Source organism: Bacillus sp. LJBS06 (assembly GCF_016924995.1).
Classification (GTDB): domain Bacteria; phylum Bacillota; class Bacilli; order Bacillales; family Bacillaceae; genus Bacillus; species Bacillus stercoris.
Genome location: NZ_CP070483.1, coordinates 3,539,901 through 3,559,541, shown reverse-complemented (window position 1 = coordinate 3,559,541; position 19,641 = coordinate 3,539,901). Strand labels below are relative to the sequence as shown.

Annotated in this window: 24 protein-coding genes; all 24 read left to right on the top strand. The window is 41.8% G+C overall.

Features of this window, described 5'->3' with window-relative positions:
• The first annotated feature begins 4 nt into the window (after positions 1-4).
• Positions 5-1,387, top strand: a complete 1,383-nt coding sequence (comFA, locus tag JQX68_RS18120; RefSeq protein WP_147772594.1) for an ATP-dependent helicase ComFA — start codon at positions 5-7, stop codon at positions 1,385-1,387.
• A 68-nt stretch (positions 1,388-1,455) separates the two neighbouring features.
• Positions 1,456-1,752, top strand: coding sequence for a late competence protein ComFB (gene comFB, locus JQX68_RS18115; protein ID WP_014665560.1), 297 nt, complete (start codon positions 1,456-1,458; stop codon positions 1,750-1,752).
• Positions 1,716-2,438, top strand: coding sequence for a ComF family protein (locus JQX68_RS18110; RefSeq protein ID WP_147772593.1), 723 nt, complete (start codon positions 1,716-1,718; stop codon positions 2,436-2,438). The genes comFB and JQX68_RS18110 overlap by 37 nt, the downstream gene beginning before the upstream one ends.
• A 73-nt stretch (positions 2,439-2,511) precedes the next feature.
• A complete protein-coding gene (locus JQX68_RS18105; RefSeq protein WP_014665558.1) occupies positions 2,512-2,931 on the top strand; it encodes a TIGR03826 family flagellar region protein in 420 nt (139 codons plus the stop codon).
• 80 nt (positions 2,932-3,011) lie between these two features.
• Entirely contained in the window at positions 3,012-3,278 is a 267-nt protein-coding gene (gene flgM / locus JQX68_RS18100; protein ID WP_014665557.1) for a flagellar biosynthesis anti-sigma factor FlgM, read from the top strand.
• Positions 3,279-3,292: 14 nt separating this feature from the next.
• A complete protein-coding gene (gene flgN, locus JQX68_RS18095; RefSeq protein ID WP_147772592.1) occupies positions 3,293-3,775 on the top strand; it encodes a flagellar protein FlgN in 483 nt (160 codons plus the stop codon).
• A gap of 18 nt (positions 3,776-3,793) precedes the next feature.
• The gene (gene flgK / locus JQX68_RS18090) at positions 3,794-5,317 is read left to right on the top strand and encodes a flagellar hook-associated protein FlgK (protein ID WP_069838610.1); all 1,524 of its coding nucleotides are present in this window, start codon (positions 3,794-3,796) and stop codon (positions 5,315-5,317) included.
• Between the two features lie 10 nt (positions 5,318-5,327).
• A complete protein-coding gene (flgL, locus tag JQX68_RS18085; RefSeq protein WP_040081667.1) occupies positions 5,328-6,224 on the top strand; it encodes a flagellar hook-associated protein FlgL in 897 nt (298 codons plus the stop codon).
• Positions 6,225-6,270: 46 nt separating this feature from the next.
• On the top strand, positions 6,271-6,846 hold the full coding sequence (locus JQX68_RS18080) for a DUF6470 family protein (protein WP_124059230.1): 576 nt from the start codon (positions 6,271-6,273) through the stop codon (positions 6,844-6,846).
• Positions 6,847-6,866: 20 nt separating this feature from the next.
• A complete protein-coding gene (gene fliW / locus JQX68_RS18075; RefSeq protein ID WP_040081668.1) occupies positions 6,867-7,298 on the top strand; it encodes a flagellar assembly protein FliW in 432 nt (143 codons plus the stop codon).
• A complete protein-coding gene (gene csrA / locus JQX68_RS18070; RefSeq protein WP_014665551.1) occupies positions 7,292-7,516 on the top strand; it encodes a carbon storage regulator CsrA in 225 nt (74 codons plus the stop codon). The genes fliW and csrA overlap by 7 nt, the downstream gene beginning before the upstream one ends.
• Before the next feature lie 143 nt (positions 7,517-7,659).
• Positions 7,660-8,481: a flagellin Hag gene (gene hag, locus JQX68_RS18065; protein ID WP_029725988.1), complete on the top strand. Its 822-nt coding sequence runs from the start codon at positions 7,660-7,662 to the stop codon at positions 8,479-8,481.
• Between the two features lie 233 nt (positions 8,482-8,714).
• On the top strand, positions 8,715-9,044 hold the full coding sequence (flaG, locus tag JQX68_RS18060; protein ID WP_147772591.1) for a flagellar protein FlaG: 330 nt from the start codon (positions 8,715-8,717) through the stop codon (positions 9,042-9,044).
• A 17-nt stretch (positions 9,045-9,061) separates the two neighbouring features.
• Complete coding sequence (locus JQX68_RS18055) at positions 9,062-10,558, top strand: flagellar hook-associated protein 2 (protein ID WP_147772590.1); 1,497 nt, start codon at positions 9,062-9,064, stop codon at positions 10,556-10,558.
• 21 nt (positions 10,559-10,579) lie between these two features.
• Positions 10,580-10,981, top strand: a complete 402-nt coding sequence (gene fliS / locus JQX68_RS18050) for a flagellar export chaperone FliS (protein WP_003243747.1) — start codon at positions 10,580-10,582, stop codon at positions 10,979-10,981.
• Positions 10,978-11,319, top strand: coding sequence for a flagella biosynthesis regulatory protein FliT (gene fliT, locus JQX68_RS18045; RefSeq protein WP_003242603.1), 342 nt, complete (start codon positions 10,978-10,980; stop codon positions 11,317-11,319). Before fliS ends, fliT begins: the two co-directional genes overlap by 4 nt.
• Positions 11,320-11,328: 9 nt before the next feature.
• Positions 11,329-11,706, top strand: coding sequence for a DUF8042 domain-containing protein (locus JQX68_RS18040; protein WP_014665547.1), 378 nt, complete (start codon positions 11,329-11,331; stop codon positions 11,704-11,706).
• A gap of 188 nt (positions 11,707-11,894) precedes the next feature.
• Positions 11,895-12,464 carry a ribosome hibernation promotion factor gene (gene hpf, locus JQX68_RS18035; protein ID WP_069150409.1) on the top strand — a complete coding sequence of 190 codons (570 nt, stop codon included), beginning with the start codon at positions 11,895-11,897 and terminating at the stop codon, positions 12,462-12,464.
• Positions 12,465-12,631: 167 nt separating this feature from the next.
• A complete protein-coding gene (gene secA / locus JQX68_RS18030; RefSeq protein WP_040081672.1) occupies positions 12,632-15,157 on the top strand; it encodes a preprotein translocase subunit SecA in 2,526 nt (841 codons plus the stop codon).
• 69 nt (positions 15,158-15,226) lie between these two features.
• A protein-coding gene (gene prfB / locus JQX68_RS18025) for a peptide chain release factor 2 (protein WP_101172229.1) occupies positions 15,227-16,328 on the top strand; the annotation gives its coding sequence in 2 pieces (ribosomal slippage) (positions 15,227-15,298 and positions 15,300-16,328; 1,101 coding nt in all).
• A 166-nt stretch (positions 16,329-16,494) separates the two neighbouring features.
• The gene (locus JQX68_RS18020) at positions 16,495-17,340 is read left to right on the top strand and encodes a YitT family protein (RefSeq protein WP_147772589.1); all 846 of its coding nucleotides are present in this window, start codon (positions 16,495-16,497) and stop codon (positions 17,338-17,340) included.
• Positions 17,341-17,388: 48 nt separating this feature from the next.
• Positions 17,389-17,727 (top strand): cytochrome c551, encoded by a 339-nt coding sequence (cccB, locus tag JQX68_RS18015; protein WP_014665540.1) that lies wholly within the window; start codon positions 17,389-17,391, stop codon positions 17,725-17,727.
• A 233-nt stretch (positions 17,728-17,960) separates the two neighbouring features.
• Positions 17,961-18,647 (top strand): cell division ATP-binding protein FtsE, encoded by a 687-nt coding sequence (ftsE, locus tag JQX68_RS18010; RefSeq protein ID WP_014665539.1) that lies wholly within the window; start codon positions 17,961-17,963, stop codon positions 18,645-18,647.
• Positions 18,640-19,530 (top strand): permease-like cell division protein FtsX, encoded by an 891-nt coding sequence (gene ftsX, locus JQX68_RS18005; protein WP_015251119.1) that lies wholly within the window; start codon positions 18,640-18,642, stop codon positions 19,528-19,530. Before ftsE ends, ftsX begins: the two co-directional genes overlap by 8 nt.
• The last annotated feature ends 111 nt before the right edge of the window (positions 19,531-19,641 follow it).

Here is a 19,641-nt window from a genome sequence, read left to right as displayed (position 1 = left end):
CTATGTGAAGGTGCCAACTGAAAAGAACATTTCCTTTTCTAGAGAATTGCAGCAGACGCTTCAAAGCCGTCATTTGCTCAGGACTGAACTCCCATTTTCCGATGAAATGATTGAATGGCATATCAAGAATGGCTATATCACCGCTGAAAATTCTATATCAATAAATAAACGGGGCTATAGATGTAATAGGTGCGGCCAAACTGATAAGCGGTATTTTTCTTTTTATCACCCATTTGGAAAAGATCAGCTGTATTGCCGTTCCTGTATCATGATGGGCAGAGTGAGTGAGGAGGTTCCTTTATATTCATGGAAAGAGGGAGATGAACAAAACTGGAAGTCTGTTAAGCTGACATGGGGCGGCAAGCTTTCAAGCGGACAGCAAAAAGCCGCCAATATTTTAATTGAAGCAATATCAAAAAGAGAAGAGCTCCTCATCTGGGCGGTTTGCGGCGCTGGCAAAACAGAAATGCTGTTTCCTGGTATAGAATCAGCGTTAAATCAAGGACTGCGTGTATGTATTGCAACTCCTCGCACAGATGTTGTATTAGAGCTTGCCCCAAGACTCAAGGCTGCCTTTCAGGGTGCTGACATTTCAGCGCTTTACGGAGTAAGCGATGACAAAGGGCGGCTATCTCCGCTCATGATTTCCACCACGCATCAGCTTTTGCGATATAAAGATGCATTCGATGTTATGATCGTTGATGAGGTTGACGCTTTTCCGTATTCTGCTGATCAAACCCTTCAATTCGCTGTTCAAAAAGCAAGAAAGAAAAACAGCACCCTCGTTTATTTAAGTGCAACACCTCCTAAAGAATTAAAAAGAAAAGCGCAGAACGGACAGTTACATTCAGTTCGCATCCCCGCAAGACACCACCGGAAACCTTTACCCGAACCGCGCTTTGTATGGTGTGGAAACTGGAAGAAGAAATTAAACCGAAATAAAATTCCGCCAGCGGTGAAAAGATGGATAGAGTTTCATGTGAAAGAAGGGAGGCCTGTTTTTTTATTCGTTCCCTCCGTTTCTATTCTAGAAAAGGCTGCTGCGAGCTTTAAAGATGTTAATTGCCGAACCGCGACTGTGCATGCGGAAGACAAGCATAGAAAGGAGAAAGTGCAGCGATTCAGAGATGGTCAGCTCGATCTATTAATCACAACAACAATACTGGAAAGAGGCGTTACGGTTCCCAAGGTGCAAACAGGTGTACTAGGAGCGGAATCTCCTATCTTTACGGAAAGCGCACTTATTCAAATCGCAGGAAGAACTGGCCGGCATAAAGAATATGCGGACGGCGATGTCATTTTCTTTCACTTTGGCAAAACAAAGAGTATGCTCGATGCAAAAAAGCATATAAAAGAAATGAACGGCTTGGCAGCAAAAAATGAATGAACAGACTAGCCATTATTTGAAAACGTGGTACAGTATACTCATATAACCGATGATGAGGAGCTGTAAAAATGCTTGTCAATTCAAAAGAAATCGTAATGAAAGAACTGCTCGACCGTTATATGGACCAGCTTCACATGGCCTGCACGTGCCAAGTATGCCAAAACGATGTACTGGCACTTTCTTTAAACAAAGTGAGACCATCCTACGTTACTGATCTTAAAAAGATCGCATATACGAAAGCAGAGATGGTAGATAAACAAAAAAATACGGCTATGCTTGTCATTTTGGCTGAATCTGCAGCTGTGGTATCAGAGAGTCCAAGCGATTTATGCCAAACAAAGCAGGAGGAGGCATTCATAAACTGATCTGTCTGCTATGCGATTCGCAATTTTCTCAAGCTGTTACATGGAGAGCTCTTTTTTTATTAAAGCCTGACGAAAAGGTCTGTCATTCCTGCAGAAGTAAATTGAAAAAAATTACAGGTCCTATCTGCACCATATGCGGCAGACCTCAATCCGTTTATGCGGTATGCAGGGATTGTGAGGCGTGGAAATTAAGGATTAGTCACAGCTTGCTGCTCCGCCAAAATCGTTCAGTTTACACATATAATGATATGATGAAAGAAACGCTCTCCCGTTTTAAATTTAGAGGAGATGCAGAAATCATAAATGCTTTTAAAAGCGATTTTTCTTCAACCTTTTCAAAGGTTTACCCCGATAAGCATTTTGTTCTTGTTCCTATTCCGCTAAGCAAGGAACGGGAAGAGGAGCGCGGATTTAATCAGGCGCAGCTCCTGGCAGAATGTTTAGGCAGGCCCATCCACCATCCCCTCATCCGCCTGAATAATGAGAAACAGTCTAAGAAAAAGAAAACAGAACGCCTGCTTTCCGCGTGTATTTTTGATACGAAAAACAATTCAGCAGAAGGTATGAATATCATTTTAATAGACGATCTTTATACAACTGGCGCCACTTTGCATTTTGCAGCGCACTGCTTATTAGAAAAAGGAAAAGCCGCTTCAGTGACATCTTTTACCTTAATCAGAAGCTAAATGATTCTGTTTTTATGTCGATATAATCACTAGAAATTGACACAGACATATTATCGAATAAGGAGAAAAAAAGATGGGAGAACTGGCGAATTGTCCGAAATGTAATACTTTATTTTTAAAGACAAAGCTGCAAACCGTATGTCAGGCGTGTATTAAGGAAGAAGAAAAATCATTTGAGACTGTTTATAAGTTTTTAAGAAAGCAGGAAAATCGGCAATCAACTTTGAACCGGATAACTGAGGAAACAGGTGTGGAAGAAGAGCTGATATTGAAATTCATCAGGCAGAAGCGAATTCAGATCACTCATCTTCCTAATTTGGCATACCCTTGTGAAAGGTGCGGAACATCGATTCGAGAAGGCAAGTTCTGCAAGGCTTGCCAGTCCGATATCAAGGCTCAAATGGATCATTTGAACCACGAGGACGCTCTGAAAATCGAGAAAGAAAATAGTAAAAAAGACACTTACTATGCCTATAATACCAAAAACAGCTGATTCCCTAAACTAACTGAAAACGCAGTCGATAAAAGGGTTAAGATTGTTTAAAGACTGCAACGGAAAGCGAGAGGAATCCTATGAAAATCAATCAATTTGGAACACAATCCGTTAATCCATATCAAAAAAATTATGAAAAGCAAGCGGTGCAAAAAACTGCTGCACAGCCTCAAGATAAAATTGAAATTTCGTCACAGGCTAAAGAAATGCAAAATGCATCCGACGCAGTCGCTGGTTCACGACAGGAAAAAATTGCGCAGCTTAAAGCGCAAATCGAAAACGGGTCATACAAAGTAGACGCAAATCACATAGCGAAAAATATGATTAATTTTTATAAAAAGCAATAAAAAGGAGAAAGCCCATGTCAGCAAAGGCCATTATTGAACAATTAAAGCGACTTTGCGTTCTGCATGAGCACCTGCTCACGCTGTCTGAAGAAAAGACGGAAGCACTCAAAGCCGGTAAAACAAAGGAGCTTTCAAACCTTTTGACAAAAGAGCAAAAATATATTCAAGCGATCACGCAGACAGAAGATGACCGGATCAAAGCAACCTCCGCCTTTCTCGGATACAGCGAAAATAACACCATTACCGCATGTATCGCCAAAACCTCAGGCAGCGAAAGGGAAGAGCTGGAACAACTATACGAATCTCTTTCTGCAGTTCTCGGACGTCTGAAAAAAGTAAATGAGATGAATAGGCAGCTGACGAGAGACGCGCTGCAATTCATCTCTATTTCGTACGATATGCTGGTTCCTAAGGAAAATAACTTCAATTACAGCAAATCAATTAAAGCTGAGCTGCCGAAGAGCAGCCGAATGAAACTTTTTGATTCAAAAGCTTAGCAGAAAGGAATTCAGAAAATGACATCTACCTTTATGGGGCTTGAAACTGCAAGGCGGGCGTTAAGCGCTCAGCAGGCAGCGTTAAGCACGACTGCAAATAACGTGGCAAATGCCAATACTGATGGTTATACAAGACAGCGGGTCTCATTGGAGGCAACTGACTATTTCCCTGCGGTATCCAAAAATGCAGAAAAAACAGCTGGACAAATGGGTACAGGTGTTCAAGGAAAGTCAGTTGAGAGAATAAGAGATATCTTTCTTGATTATCAATACCGTCTTCAAAACAACAGTGCCGGATACTATGACACGAAAGCTAAAGCGCTGTCGCAAATGGAAGGCGTTTTAAATGAGACGGATGACAGCGGCTTGAACAGTGTGCTGAATTCGTTTTGGAATTCCCTGCAGGAATTATCGAATAATACAAATGAAGAAAGTGCACGTTCTGTTGTTGCTCGAAAAGGACAAGCTGTAGCTGAAACGTTTAATTATATTTCTGAATCACTTACAAATGTTCAATCGAATTTAAAAGCGGAGTTAAATACAACTGTGTTGGATGTCAATTCTCTGCTTTCTCAATTAAACAGTTTAAATAAGCAAATTGCACAAGTAGAACCGGTCGGGCTTCTTCCGAATGGTTTATATGATCAGCGAGATTTGCTGATCGATAAATTATCCTCAATGGTTGATATCAAAGTCAGCTATAACAAATCAGGTGGGAATGCACTTTCGTCTGCTGAGGGAACTGTATCAATTGAAATTCTTGATAAAAATAAACAGTCGCTTGGAACTGTTTTGGACGGTAAAAATTACGAGGTTTCAGAACTTACAGCCAACTATGATAATGAAACTGGTTTAGTATCAAGTATTTCAATCGGAGATAAAGCTGTGCAGGCGGAGTCCTTCAGCAGCAAGGGATCTCTTTTAGGATTTATAGAGTCTTACGGGTATATAACAGCAGATGGTCAAGAAAAGGGCGTATATCCGGAAATGCTTTCTGATCTTGACAATATGGCGCTTGAATTTGCCAAAGCTTTCAATGAAGTGCACAGAAATGGTTTGACCAAGAGCGGTGAACAAGGCGGAGACTTTTTTGATTTTACCGGCGGTGAAACTGAACCTGCAAAGGGAGCGGCGGGCAAGATTAAAGTGTCTGACAGTATAATAGATTCAAAAGGCGCAAACATTGCTTTCTCACTGACTGGTTCAGCAAACGATAACGCCAATGCTACAAAATTAGCAAATGTTTTAACCGGTAAAATAACCATTAACGGCAAAGAAACTAGTGTGTTAGATTATTATGCGGGTCTGATTGGCGAGCTAGGGATCGAAGCTCAAGAGGCTAATCGGCTGGCGTCTAATACAGAAACACAGCTGAATGATGCAGACATAAACCGTCAGCAAATGAGCGCAGTTTCTTTAGACGAAGAAATGACCAATATGATTCAATTCCAACACGCATACAATGCAGCTGCAAGAATGGTGACTTTACAAGACGAATTGCTTGATAAAGTGATCAACGGCATGGGTGTTGGAGGAAGGTAGGTAAAGTCATATGAGAGTAACACAAGGCATGATACAGCAAAACTCACTGAGATATATCGGTTCGAGCTACTCGAAGCTGGATAAACTCCAGTCGCAGATTTCTTCAGGGAAAAAAATCTCAAAGGCTTCCGACGATCCTGTAGTAGCAATGAAAAGCTTAAAGTATAATACGCAACTGTCTCAAGTGCAGCAGTACAAAAGCAATGCTTCTCAAGCCTTTACCTGGCTCGAAAACACTGAAACAAACATTACAGAAGGAATTGACATCCTATCGAAGGTCAGAGAATTAGCGGTTGAAGCTCAAAATGATACAAACGGCGAGGCGGAGCGGCAAGCGATTGGCGTAGAAGTGAAGCAGCTAAAGGAACAGCTTTTAAATATTGCGAATACACAAGTGAACGGCAGATATATCTTTAACGGGACAAATTCAGATAAGCCTCCGGTTACAGATAACGGAGACGGAACTTATACAATTTCTGATACAGCTGATGTCGTAGTCAATATATCAAATAATATGTCATTGAAAGTGAACTCAGATCCAAAGTCAGCTTTTGGAGGCACTTCTGAAAGCGGACAGAATGTATTTGAAATGCTTGATTCTTTTGAGAAAGCACTAAGTTCTGGCTCGCTAGATGGCATGGACAGTGTTTTAGATGATATTGATCATTTTTCTGACGGCATGAGCGCTGAACGTTCTGATCTTGGAGCGAGATATAATCGTCTTGAACTGGTTAATACAAGACTTTCAGCTCAAGAAGAAACAGCTACCAAAGTGTTGTCAGACAATGAAGATGTAGAACTGGAAGAAGTAATAACTGAATTTATTGCGCAGCAAAGTGTGCACAGGGCAACTCTGGCTGTTAATGCGCAAATTGTTCAGCCTACATTGATTGACTTTTTAAAGTAAGCGGCTCTTAGGAGTTCGCTTTTTTTATAGTTCAGGAGGTAGAGTGATGCAGATTCCCAGATTGATTATGCATAGTGTTCAAGGGAAAATAGGTTTAACAACGACGCCCGCCAGCTTAAAAATGGAGCAGCCGCAAGCCGATCTTGAGATCCAACAGCCGAGTGCGGAAATGGAAATATCGGTGACACCTGGAAAACTCACGATTGACCAGACACAAGCATGGGAAGAATTAGACAGAAAGCATGTTTTCAAGAGAATTGAAGAAGCCGCCCAACAAGGACATGAGGATGTAATGGAGGGGATAGCCCGTACTGCCGAAGAGGGAGACGAGCTTATGAGAATTGAAAATAAGGGGAACCCAATCGCTTCACAAGCAAGGAGGAACTCTGAGATACACCAAATTCAATTAGGCGAACATTATGCTCCTTCTCTTTCGAGAGTGAAAATACAATATACTCCGTCACAGCTCGATGTTCAGATTACGCCGCGAAAGCCTGTTATTCAGGCCGAGCCGCATAAGCCTATTGTTGAATATACGCCAGGAAATGTTAAGGTTGACATGCTCCAATACCCTGATTTAAATATAGATGTAGAATACCCGAAAGAATCACCCGAAAAGTAAAAAGAAAAGGATCGTGAACAATGATCATTCATACGAAGTACCATGGCCAAATGAACGTAAAAGAAGAACAAATCATTCTTTTTGAAAACGGAATTCCAGGTTTTTTAGAAGAAAAACAGTTCGTCATTCTTCCGCTTTCAGAAGACTCTCCATTCGTGGCACTGCAGTCCGTCACTTCAGAAAATCTTGCGTTCATCGTTGTAAGTCCGTTTATCTTCTTTAAGAATTATGAATTTGACCTTGATGAATCAACTGCTGAACTTTTGGAGATCGATAATATTCAAGACGTAGAAGTCATGACAATACTGACTATGGCAGAGCCATTCGAAAAGTCTACTGCGAATTTATTGGCTCCCATTATTGTGAATCGCAAGAACATGATGGCTAAGCAAGTCGTTTTACACGACTCCTCATATACGACAAAGCATCTGATTGGAGGAGAATCATGCTAGTTTTATCGCGGAAAATAAACGAAGCGATTCAAATAGGCACTGATATTGAAGTGAAAGTGATTGCGGTTGAGGGGGATCAAGTGAAGCTTGGAATTGAAGCCCCAAAGCATATTGATATTCATCGGAAAGAGATTTATTTAACCATTCAGGAAGAAAATAACCGTGCGGCGTCGTTATCCAGCGATATGATCTCCGCATTATCCTCACAAAAAAAGTGAGGATTTTTTTATTTTTGTATTAACAAAATCAGAGACAATCCGATATTAATGATGTAGCCGGGAGAGGGTACAAATGGCTCCGCCGATTACAAAATTGAGGCACAAGGACGTGCCTAAACAACATATTCAGGGAGGAAATAAAAATGAGAATTAACCACAATATCGCAGCACTTAACACATTGAACCGTTTGTCTTCAAACAACGGTGCAGCACAAAAGAACATGGAGAAACTTTCTTCAGGTCTTCGTATCAACCGTGCGGGAGATGACGCAGCTGGTCTTGCGATCTCTGAAAAAATGAGAGGACAAATCAGAGGTCTTGATATGGCTTCTAAAAACTCTCAAGACGGAATCTCTCTTATCCAAACAGCTGAGGGTGCATTGACTGAAACTCATGCCATCCTTCAACGTATGCGTGAACTTACTGTTCAAGCTGGTAACACAGGTACACAGCAACCTGAAGATTTAACTGCAATTAAAGATGAAATGGATGCTTTAACTGAAGAGATCGATGGTATCTCTCAACGTACTGAATTTAACGGAAAAAAACTTTTAGACGGTAGTGTAACAGCAGGATTTACATTCCAAATTGGTGCAAATGCTACCCAAAATATTAATGTTACAATTGGCAACATGGATGCAACAACTTTAGGAGTAAAAGGGATCGATGTTTCATCAGCTACTTTTAGTTTTGACACTGAGATCGCGAAAATCGATACTGCGATTACTAGCGTTTCAAGCCAACGTTCAAAACTTGGTGCGGTACAAAACCGCTTAGAGCACACAATTAACAACCTTAGTGCTTCTTCTGAAAATTTAACAGCTGCTGAGTCTCGTATCCGTGACGTTGACATGGCGAAAGAAATGAGCGAGTTCACAAAGAACAACATTCTTTCTCAAGCTTCTCAAGCAATGCTTGCTCAAGCGAACCAACAGCCGCAAAACGTACTTCAATTGTTACGTTAATTTTAGAGAGGACCTTGGCGTTGCCAAGGTCTTTTATTTATATTTCTAACTCCGAATCATTCCACTTGCCGTTATTAAATCATGATATAATAACCGGATTCTCCACTTACTTTTTATAAACGTATTTCCAAACTAAGAAATCTAAAACGGATGAGATTTTTTCCAAAAATATGTGTAATCTTATCTCGATTTAGTCGATATAAACGATAGATTGGGGCATAGGGGATGATCAATTGAACATTGAAAGGCTCACTACGTTACAACCTGTTTGGGATCGTTATGATACTCAAATACATAATCAGAAAGATCATGAGAGTGAGGTTCCTGTTCATCAAGTTTCATATACCGACCTTGCTGAAATGGTAGAGGGAATGAACAAGTTTTTGGAACCTTCGCAAGTTCATCTGAAGTTTGAGCTCCATGAGAAGTTAAATGAATACTATGTAAAAGTAATAGAGGACTCTACAAATGAAGTGCTCCGTGAAATTCCGCCAAGGCGGTGGCTAGATTTTTATGCAGCTATGACTGAATTTCTTGGGTTATTTGTAGATGAAAAAAAGTAGATTAGGAGTGGTTTGAAATGGTCACGAGAATAACAGGTCTGGCGTCAGGAATGGATATAGATGATATTGTATCAAAGCTGATGCAGACAGAAAGAGCACCGCTTAATAAGCTAACACAAAAAAAGCAGACTCTTGAATGGCAGCGTGATAGCTATCGTGAAGTAAACTCGAAAATAAAAGAATTCCAAGATTATATGTCTAATAATAAGCTGACATATCCGAGTACGTTTCAGAGTAAAACCGTAACAAGCTCAAACGAATCTGTGTTAACTGCTACAGGAACTGCAAGTGCAGCAAACTCTTCATCTACTATTGAAGTAGCAAGTTTGGCAACTGCTGCGACATATAAGGCAAACAATTATACAGGATACACACAAGGCGATTATAATTTGGCATTTAACGTTGTGGCGCCTGGCGAGACAACGGCCAAAACAGTGAATATCAGTGTGACGAGCGCTGATACGATTGATAATGTGATTTCTAAACTTAACAGCTCAGATCTAGGCGTATCAGCATTTAAAGATAAAATTTGGAATGGGACAGAGTATGTGGAAACGATTGCATTTTCTTCTAAAGCAACAGGCGCAGGAGGCAGCATACAAGCAGCAGACTCTTCTACAGCAGATTTTATGTCTGGTCAGCTAGGTTTTTCTTTGGACACTGATAATAAGATTACTGCTTACAAAGAAGGAACGAATGCAAAAGTCACCATCAACGGCTTTGAAATGGAGAAGCTGTCAAATAATTTCACAGTTAATGGCGTTACGTATTCGATCAAAAATACAACTGCAGCCACAGGCCCTGTTACCACATCTGTTTCAACTGATGTTGACGGGATTTACAATCAAATTAAAGAGTTTGTGGATAAATACAATGAATTGGTTGACAGCCTGAACGAAAAGCTGCAAGAAGAAAAATACAGAGACTATACGCCGCTGACGAGTGAACAAAAAGAAGCTATGTCCGATAAAGAGGTAGAACTCTGGGAAGAGAAGGCAAAAAGCGGTTTGCTGAGAAATGATAGCAGCATCAGCACAGGTACGAACCAAATGCGGACGGATTTTTATTCTAAAGTGAACGCGGATGGAAAATCCTATCAATTAACTGAATTTGGTATCACAACCTCAGGTGCTTACCAAATGCGGGGCCATTTAGAGATTAATGAAGATAAACTGAAAGCTAAAATACAAGAAGATCCGCAAAGTGTTGCCGCCTTATTTACAAGCGGAACAAACAGCAGTGCCTATAGTGATAAAGGGATTATGAAACGTATTGGTGACACACTGAAAAGTACGGTGAAAAGCATTGAAGCAAAAGCCGGTAACTCGACAATGGGAACCAATGACTATTCAATCGGTAAAAATTTAAACACGATCAGCACTGATATCACCAAAATGCAGGACCGGTTGACCACGATAGAAAACCGCTATTATACAAAATTCAGTGCGATGGATTCTGCGATTCAAAAAATGAACGAACAATCGTCCTATTTATCACAGCTTCTTGCACAATAAATGTAATTTGGAGGATGACACATGGCGATCCAAAATCCTTATACAGCCTATCAGCAAAATTCAGTGAATACGGCTACACCCGGTGAGCTGACGCTTATGCTGTATAATGGCTGTTTGAAATTTATAAGACTTGCCGCTCAGGCCATTGAGAATGATGATATGGAACGTAAAAATGAAAATCTGATTAAAGCGCAAAATATTATTCAGGAATTAAATTTTACACTTAACCGTAATATAGAGCTTTCCGCTTCTATGGGTGCGATGTACGATTATATGTATCGCAGATTGGTACAGGCAAATATCAAAAATGATACGGGCATGCTGGCTGAGGTTGAAGGTTATGTAACAGATTTTCGCGATGCTTGGAAACAAGCCATTCAAAGTGAACGGAAGGACCGGCACGGATCAGGCGGGATCGCATGAATAATATAGATCAACTATACACTGAGACGAAGAGTATGCTGTCACACATACAAAATACGCCGGAAAGCGATGAACTTTTAAAGCAAATTGAAGACTTTGTGGCTACACGGTCTGAACTGATTCAGGAGATATCTCTGCCGCTTTCAGAAGAAGAGCGAAAGCAGATGAAACTTATCTTGACATGGGATCAGCTGATTGTGAAGGAAATGGAAAGACTGAAGCAGTCAATCGCAACAGAACTTCAGCAGATGAAAAGAAAACGTGTGATGCATACGACGTATTTAAATCCATATAACAACATTACGATTGACGGCACATATTATGACAAGCGTAAATAGGTGAGTGCCTTGAAGAGCATAGAAGATTATACGCTTTTATCAGCTTATTATCATCTTCTTTTTACCATTGAAGAAGGGTTATGTTATTTGATAGAGGCTGAAGAGAATTTATCAAAAACAGAAGGGGATCGGATCTATCAAGATCTGATCCAAGCCTTTTTTTATTTGGATTCAACACATTCAACACTTCTCTTCATTATGGATACGCGATGTGCTGAAATTTGTGTGAAAGCATTTGACCAAATTTTTGCGGAGTTTGATCAATTGGTCTCTTTCTCTTTTCCCTCTCATGAGTTCTGCGAGTATTTAAAAGAACATTTTCTGATTCACTATAGAAAATGGATGCTGTCTATTCATCAATGTATGGAACCCTTTTTAATCAATTAGGCGTGTGTGAGGTATTTGTTTTGTTCAATCAGCATATACATATACCTCCGAACCGCCATTAGCAGCAAATACAAACAATATTCGACAAAGTTCACTGAATTTTCACAAAAGATTTATGTTTCAGCAGGAATTGTAAAGGGTAAAAGAGAAATAGATACATATCCTTAATAAAAGGGAGGCGTTCTTTGATGAACTATCACATCAGAGGAGAAAATATTGAAGTGACACCTGCGTTAAAGGATCATGTCGAAAAGAAAATCGGCAAGCTGGAGCGTTATTTTGACCATAGCGTGAATGCCGATGTGAACGTCAACTTGAAGTTTTACAATGACAAGGAGTCTAAGGTTGAGGTTACGATTCCGATGACAGATCTGGCGCTTCGATCCGAGGTGCATAACGAGGATATGTACAACGCAATTGATCTCGCAACAAACAAACTGGAACGTCAAATCCGTAAGCATAAAACGAAAGTAAACCGTAAATTCCGTGAGCAGGGCTCTCCGAAATATTTATTAGCCAGCGGCCTTGGCTCTGATACAGATATTGCGGTTCAAGATGATATAGAAGAGGAGGAGAGCTTGGACATCGTCCGTCAGAAACGCTTTAATTTAAAGCCGATGGATAGTGAAGAAGCGATCTTGCAAATGAATATGCTCGGCCATAATTTCTTTGTTTTCACAAATGCGGAAACAAACCTTACAAATGTCGTGTACCGCAGAAATGACGGGAAATATGGCTTAATTGAACCGACTGAATAATGAAGAGAAGCCTTCCGTGATGTCCGCGGAAGGTTTTTGTTTTTCTTATTTGCAAATTCTTTGGAAATAACAAAAGGTGTGATATGATAATGAGAGGTATACATGGACTAGTAAATTATTTATACATGCCTCTAAAATAGGCATGTGATGATAGAGGAGCGTTATAAATGCTTGGAATTTTAAATAAAATGTTTGATCCAACAAAACGTACGCTGAATAGATACGAAAAAATTGCTAACGATATTGATGCGATTCGCGGAGACTATGAAAATCTCTCTGACGACGCGTTGAAACATAAAACGATTGAATTTAAAGAGCGCCTTGAAAAAGGGGCGACAACGGATGATCTTCTTGTTGAAGCATTCGCTGTTGTTCGGGAAGCTTCGCGCCGCGTAACAGGCATGTTTCCGTTCAAAGTCCAGCTCATGGGGGGCGTTGCGCTTCATGACGGAAATATCGCGGAAATGAAAACAGGGGAAGGGAAAACGTTAACGTCAACTCTGCCTGTTTATTTAAATGCGCTAACAGGTAAAGGTGTACACATCGTGACTGTCAACGAATACCTGGCAAGCCGTGATGCTGAGCAGATGGGTAAAATTTTCGAGTTTCTCGGTTTGACTGTCGGTTTGAATTTAAACTCAATGTCAAAAGACGAAAAACGGGAAGCTTATGCCGCTGACATCACTTATTCCACAAACAACGAGCTTGGCTTCGACTATTTGCGTGACAATATGGTTCTTTATAAAGAGCAGATGGTTCAGCGCCCGCTTCATTTTGCGGTAATAGATGAAGTTGACTCTATTTTAATTGATGAAGCGAGAACACCGCTTATCATTTCTGGACAAGCTGCAAAATCCACTAAGCTGTACGTACAGGCAAATGCTTTTGTCCGTACGTTAAAAGCGGAGAAGGATTACACGTACGATATCAAAACAAAAGCTGTACAGCTTTCTGAAGAAGGAATGACGAAGGCGGAAAAAGCGTTCGGCATCGATAACCTCTTTGATGTGAAGCATGTCGCGCTCAACCACCATATCAACCAGGCCCTAAAAGCTCACGTTGCGATGCAAAAGGACGTTGACTATGTAGTGGAAGACGGACAGGTTGTTATTGTTGATTCCTTTACGGGACGTCTGATGAAAGGCCGCCGCTACAGTGAGGGGCTTCACCAGGCAATTGAAGCGAAGGAAGGGCTTGAAATCCAAAACGAAAGCATGACCTTGGCGACAATTACGTTCCAAAACTACTTCCGGATGTACGAAAAACTTGCCGGTATGACCGGTACGGCAAAGACAGAGGAAGAAGAATTCCGCAATATCTACAACATGCAGGTTGTCACGATCCCTACCAACAGGCCTGTTGTCCGTGATGACCGCCCGGATTTAATTTACCGCACGATGGAAGGAAAGTTTAAGGCGGTTGCGGAGGATGTCGCACAGCGTTACATGACGGGACAGCCAGTTCTTGTCGGTACGGTTGCCGTTGAAACATCTGAGTTGATTTCTAAGCTGCTTAAAAACAAAGGAATCCCGCATCAAGTGTTAAATGCCAAAAACCATGAACGTGAAGCGCAGATCATTGAAGAGGCCGGCCAAAAAGGCGCAGTTACGATCGCGACTAACATGGCGGGGCGCGGAACGGACATTAAGCTTGGCGAAGGTGTAAAAGAGCTTGGCGGACTCGCTGTTGTCGGAACAGAACGACATGAATCACGCCGGATTGACAATCAGCTTCGAGGACGTTCCGGACGTCAAGGAGACCCGGGGATCACTCAATTTTATCTTTCTATGGAAGACGAATTGATGCGCAGATTCGGAGCTGAGCGGACAATGGCAATGCTCGACCGCTTCGGAATGGACGACTCTACCCCAATTCAAAGCAAAATGGTATCTCGCGCGGTTGAATCGTCTCAAAAACGAGTTGAAGGCAATAACTTCGATTCGCGTAAGCAACTTCTGCAATATGATGATGTTCTGCGCCAGCAGCGTGAGGTCATTTATAAGCAGCGCTTTGAAGTCATTGACTCTGAAAACCTGCGTGAAATCGTTGAAAATATGATTAAGTCTTCTCTCGAACGCGCAATTGCAGCCTACACGCCAAGAGAAGAGCTTCCTGAGGAGTGGAAGCTTGACGGTCTAGTTGAGCTCATCAACACGACTTATCTTGATGAAGGCGCACTTGAGAAGAGCGACATCTTCGGCAAAGAGCCGGATGAAATGCTTGAACTCATTATGGATCGCATCATCACGAAATATAATGCGAAGGAAGAGCAATTCGGCACAGAGCAAATGCGTGAATTCGAAAAAGTTATCGTTCTTCGTGCCGTTGATTCTAAATGGATGGATCATATCGATGCGATGGATCAGCTTCGCCAAGGGATTCACCTTCGTGCTTATGCGCAGACGAATCCGCTGCGTGAGTATCAAATGGAAGGCTTTGCGATGTTTGAGCATATGATTGAATCAATTGAGGATGAAGTCGCAAAATTTGTGATGAAAGCTGAGATTGAAAACAATCTGGAGCGTGAAGAGGTTGTACAAGGCCAAACCACGGCCCATCAGCCGCAAGAAGGCGACGATAACAAAAAAGCAAAGAAAGCACCGGTTCGAAAAGTGGTTGATATCGGCCGAAATGCCCCATGCCACTGCGGAAGCGGGAAAAAATACAAAAATTGCTGCGGCCGTACTGAATAGTTCGCTCCGGCACGTTTATTGACCGCGGCGCCTGCAGGCGCCTGCGGATCTTTTAATGAGGTGAATGAAATGGAATTATCAGAAATCAGAGCAGAGCTCGAAAATATGGCTTCTCGTTTAGCGGACTTTAGGGGGTCTCTTTGACCTCGAATCAAAGGAGGCCCGCATTGCTGAGCTAGATGAACAAATGGCTGACCCGGAATTCTGGAATGATCAGCAAAAAGCTCAAACGGTTATAAATGAAGCAAATGGTTTAAAGGATTATGTCAATTCGTATAAAAAATTGAATGAATCCCACGAAGAATTACAAATGACTCATGATCTTTTGAAAGAAGAGCCGGACTCAGATCTCCAGCTTGAGCTTGAAAAAGAACTAAAATCATTAACAAAAGAGTTCAATGAGTTTGAGCTTCAGCTTCTTCTCAGCGAGCCGTATGATAAAAATAATGCGATTTTAGAATTGCACCCAGGTGCTGGTGGTACAGAGTCACAGGACTGGGGCTCTATGCTTCTTAGAATGTATACAAGATGGGGAGAGCGCCGCGGCTTTAAAGTGGAAACGCTCGATTACCTTCCAGGTGACGAGGCGGGAATTAAGTCAGTGACATTGCTAATCAAAGGACACAACGCTTACGGATATCTCAAAGCGGAAAAAGGTGTCCATCGTCTCGTGCGGATTTCACCGTTTGATTCATCAGGCCGCCGCCACACGTCTTTCGTGTCCTGTGAAGTCATGCCTGAATTTAACGATGAGATCGATATTGATATCCGTACGGAGGATATTAAAGTTGATACGTACCGTGCCAGCGGAGCGGGCGGACAGCACGTCAATACGACAGATTCAGCCGTTCGGATTACTCACTTGCCAACGAATGTGGTTGTGACGTGCCAAACGGAGCGCTCACAAATTAAAAACCGTGAAAGAGCCATGAAAATGCTGAAGGCCAAGCTGTATCAGCGCAGAATTGAAGAGCAGCAGGCAGAGCTGGATGAAATTCGCGGTGAACAAAAAGAAATCGGCTGGGGAAGCCAAATTCGTTCTTATGTATTCCACCCGTATTCCATGGTAAAAGACCATCGGACTAATACAGAAATGGGGAACGTTCAAGCTGTAATGGATGGTGACATTGATACATTTATTGATGCCTACCTGCGTTCTAAGCTTTCCTAAGCTGAAAAACACACCTGATGCATACGGGTGTGTTTTTTTATTCCTCATATCCTTGATTTCACTGCTGCTTTAGCATATTACCACTGTATTTGGGTGTTATTTACATCTAATCAGGGAAGGATTAAAATGCTATCGGAGAGCATTGGAAGAAACGGAGGATATTTTGATGGACGTACGGAATAAAACATTATGGATTTTGCGGGATTATGTATACATACTGATAGGAGCAGCGATTACAGCCGTGTCCTTTAATGTATTTTTGCTTCCGAACAAGATCGCCGCCGGCGGTGTCAGCGGGATCAGTACGATTTTACAATCATACGGTTTTGAAGCAGCGTATGTACAGTGGATTATTAATATTCCTTTATTTATTGCGGGTGTCATTTTGCTCGGCGGGAAATTTGGGCTAAAGACGCTTGCAGGTTCTGTTTTTTTGCCGCTAGTAGTGTTTTTGACAAGGGATATTCAGCCGGCCACTCACCATGAACTCTTGGCGGCGATTTTTGGCGGTGTCGGGATAGGTGTCGGAATTGGCATTGTGTACTTAGGGAAAGGTTCGACAGGAGGAACAGCCTTGGCTGCACAGATCATTCATAAGTACACCGGCCTGTCATTGGGGAAGTGTCTTGCTATCATTGACGGAATGATCGTTATTACCGCTATGATCGTATTTAATATTGAGCAAGGCTTATATGCCATGCTTGGCGTCTATGTGTCCAGCAAAACCATTGATGTTGTGCAAGTCGGCTTTAATCGTTCCAAAATGGCGCTCATTATTACAAAGCAGGAGCAGGCGGTCAAGGAGGCTGTCTTACAGAAGATTGACAGAGGCGTGACGAAAATTTCAGCAGTTGGCGGATATACCGACGATGACCGTCCGATTTTAATGTGCGTGGTGGGGCAAACTGAATTCACCAAATTGAAACAAATCGTCAAACAGATTGATGAGTCTGCTTTTGTGATTGTAGCAGACGCGAGCGAGGTGCTGGGCGAGGGTTTCAAACGCGCTTAAACGAGGTTATAATATGGAAGAGATCGTAAAGGAGTTGTGCTTCTCAACATGAAATCAAAGTTATCGATACTAATGCTTGGATTTGCGCTTTCTGTTCTGTTGGCTGCCTGCGGTTCAAACGATGCAAAAGAAGAGAAGACAGACACCGGCAGCAAGACGGAAGCCACTGCATCTGAAGGGGAAGAATTATATCAGCAAAGCTGCGTTGGCTGCCACGGCAAGGATTTAGAAGGTGTGTCAGGACCTAATCTCCAAGAGGTCGGAGGCAAATATGACGAACACAAAATTGAAAGCATTATTAAAAACGGCCGCGGCAATATGCCAAAGGGGCTTGTAAATGATAATGAAGCCGCTGTTATTGCCAAATGGCTGTCAGAAAAAAAGTAAGATGAGAAAATCCTTGCCGAGTGCTGGCAAGGATTTTTTTATACCTTAACAATATGAATGAAAAGAAACTGTAATAGTATTATGTCTAAATTTGACGTATAATGAAGTGTATTGAAAAAGGAAACTTTCAGATTTTTCATCTTTTTACAAATGAATGGGTCATAAATTGTCGAATGCATTCGAAGAGTATGACCGTGTGATAGATAAAATGATATAAAAGATTAGGTGATTTCATGATAGAAATGAAGGAAGTATATAAAGCCTATCCGAACGGCGTAAAAGCGCTCAATGGGGTTTCTGTTGCCATTCATCCCGGCGAGTTTGTGTATGTTGTCGGTCCGAGCGGAGCGGGTAAATCTACTTTTATTAAAATGATTTACAGAGAAGAAAAACCGACAAAAGGACAAATTTTAATCAATCATAAAGATCTCGCAGCAATTAAAGAAAAAGAGATTCCTTTCGTGCGCCGTAAAATCGGCGTTGTCTTTCAGGATTTCAAGCTTTTGCCGAAACTTACTGTTTTTGAAAATGTGGCATTTGCCCTTGAAGTGATTGGAGAACAGCCGTCTGTCATTAAAAAACGGGTGCTTGAAGTGCTTGATCTCGTGCAGCTGAAGCATAAAGCGAGACAATTTCCTGACCAGCTTTCAGGCGGGGAGCAACAGCGTGTATCTATTGCCAGATCAATTGTGAACAACCCTGATGTTGTGATTGCTGATGAACCGACAGGAAACCTTGATCCGGATACGTCTTGGGAAGTCATGAAGACGCTGGAGGAAATTAATAACCGCGGGACAACAGTCGTGATGGCGACACATAATAAAGAAATCGTAAACACCATGAAGAAACGTGTCATTGCAATCGAAGATGGTATCATTGTGCGTGATGAGTCAAGAGGGGAGTATGGTTCATATGATTAAAATTCTCGGGCGCCACTTGCGTGAGAGTTTTAAATCTCTCGGGAGAAACACATGGATGACATTCGCATCCATTAGTGCTGTAACCGTTACGCTGATTTTGGTCGGCGTGTTTTTAGTGATTATGCTGAATTTGAATAACATGGCTACGAATGCTGAGAAACAAGTCGAAATCAAAGTGTTGGTTGATCTGACTGCAGATCAGAAGGCGCAGGACAAGCTTCAGAACGATATTAAGGAACTGAAGGGCATTCAGAGTGTCACGTTTTCATCTAAAGAAAAAGAGCTTGACCAGCTGGTTGATAGCTTTGGCGACAGCGGAAAATCCCTGACGATGAAGGATCAGGAAAACCCGCTTAATGATGCGTTTGTCGTCAAAACGACAGATCCGCATGATACGCCGAACGTGGCGAAAAAGATTGAGAAAATGGATCATGTTTATAAAGTCACTTATGGAAAAGAAGAGGTCAGCCGTTTGTTTAAAGTAGTCGGCGTTTCCCGCAACATCGGAATCGCGTTAATTATCGGCCTGGTATTTACGGCGATGTTCTTAATTTCCAACACCATTAAAATTACAATTTTCGCAAGAAGAAAAGAAATTGAAATCATGAAGCTTGTCGGCGCGACAAACTGGTTTATCCGCTGGCCGTTTTTCCTTGAAGGGTTGCTGCTAGGCGTATTCGGTTCTGTGATCCCGATTGCATTGGTGCTGAGTACGTACCAATACGTCATCGGATGGGTCGTTCCAAAGGTTCAAGGGTCATTTGTCTCTCTTCTTCCTTATAATCCATTTGTATTCCAAGTTTCGTTAGTGCTGATTGCAATCGGTGCAGTAATTGGAGTATGGGGAAGTCTGACTTCCATCCGCAAGTTTCTGCGAGTATAAAGTGAAAAAGCCGTCCCGCTTTCAGGGCGGCTTTTTCATTTGCCTTCTTTTTCTTCTATGATTACATGAAATCTCCATCCTTTACATATACTATCTCTAGGTTTTGATAAA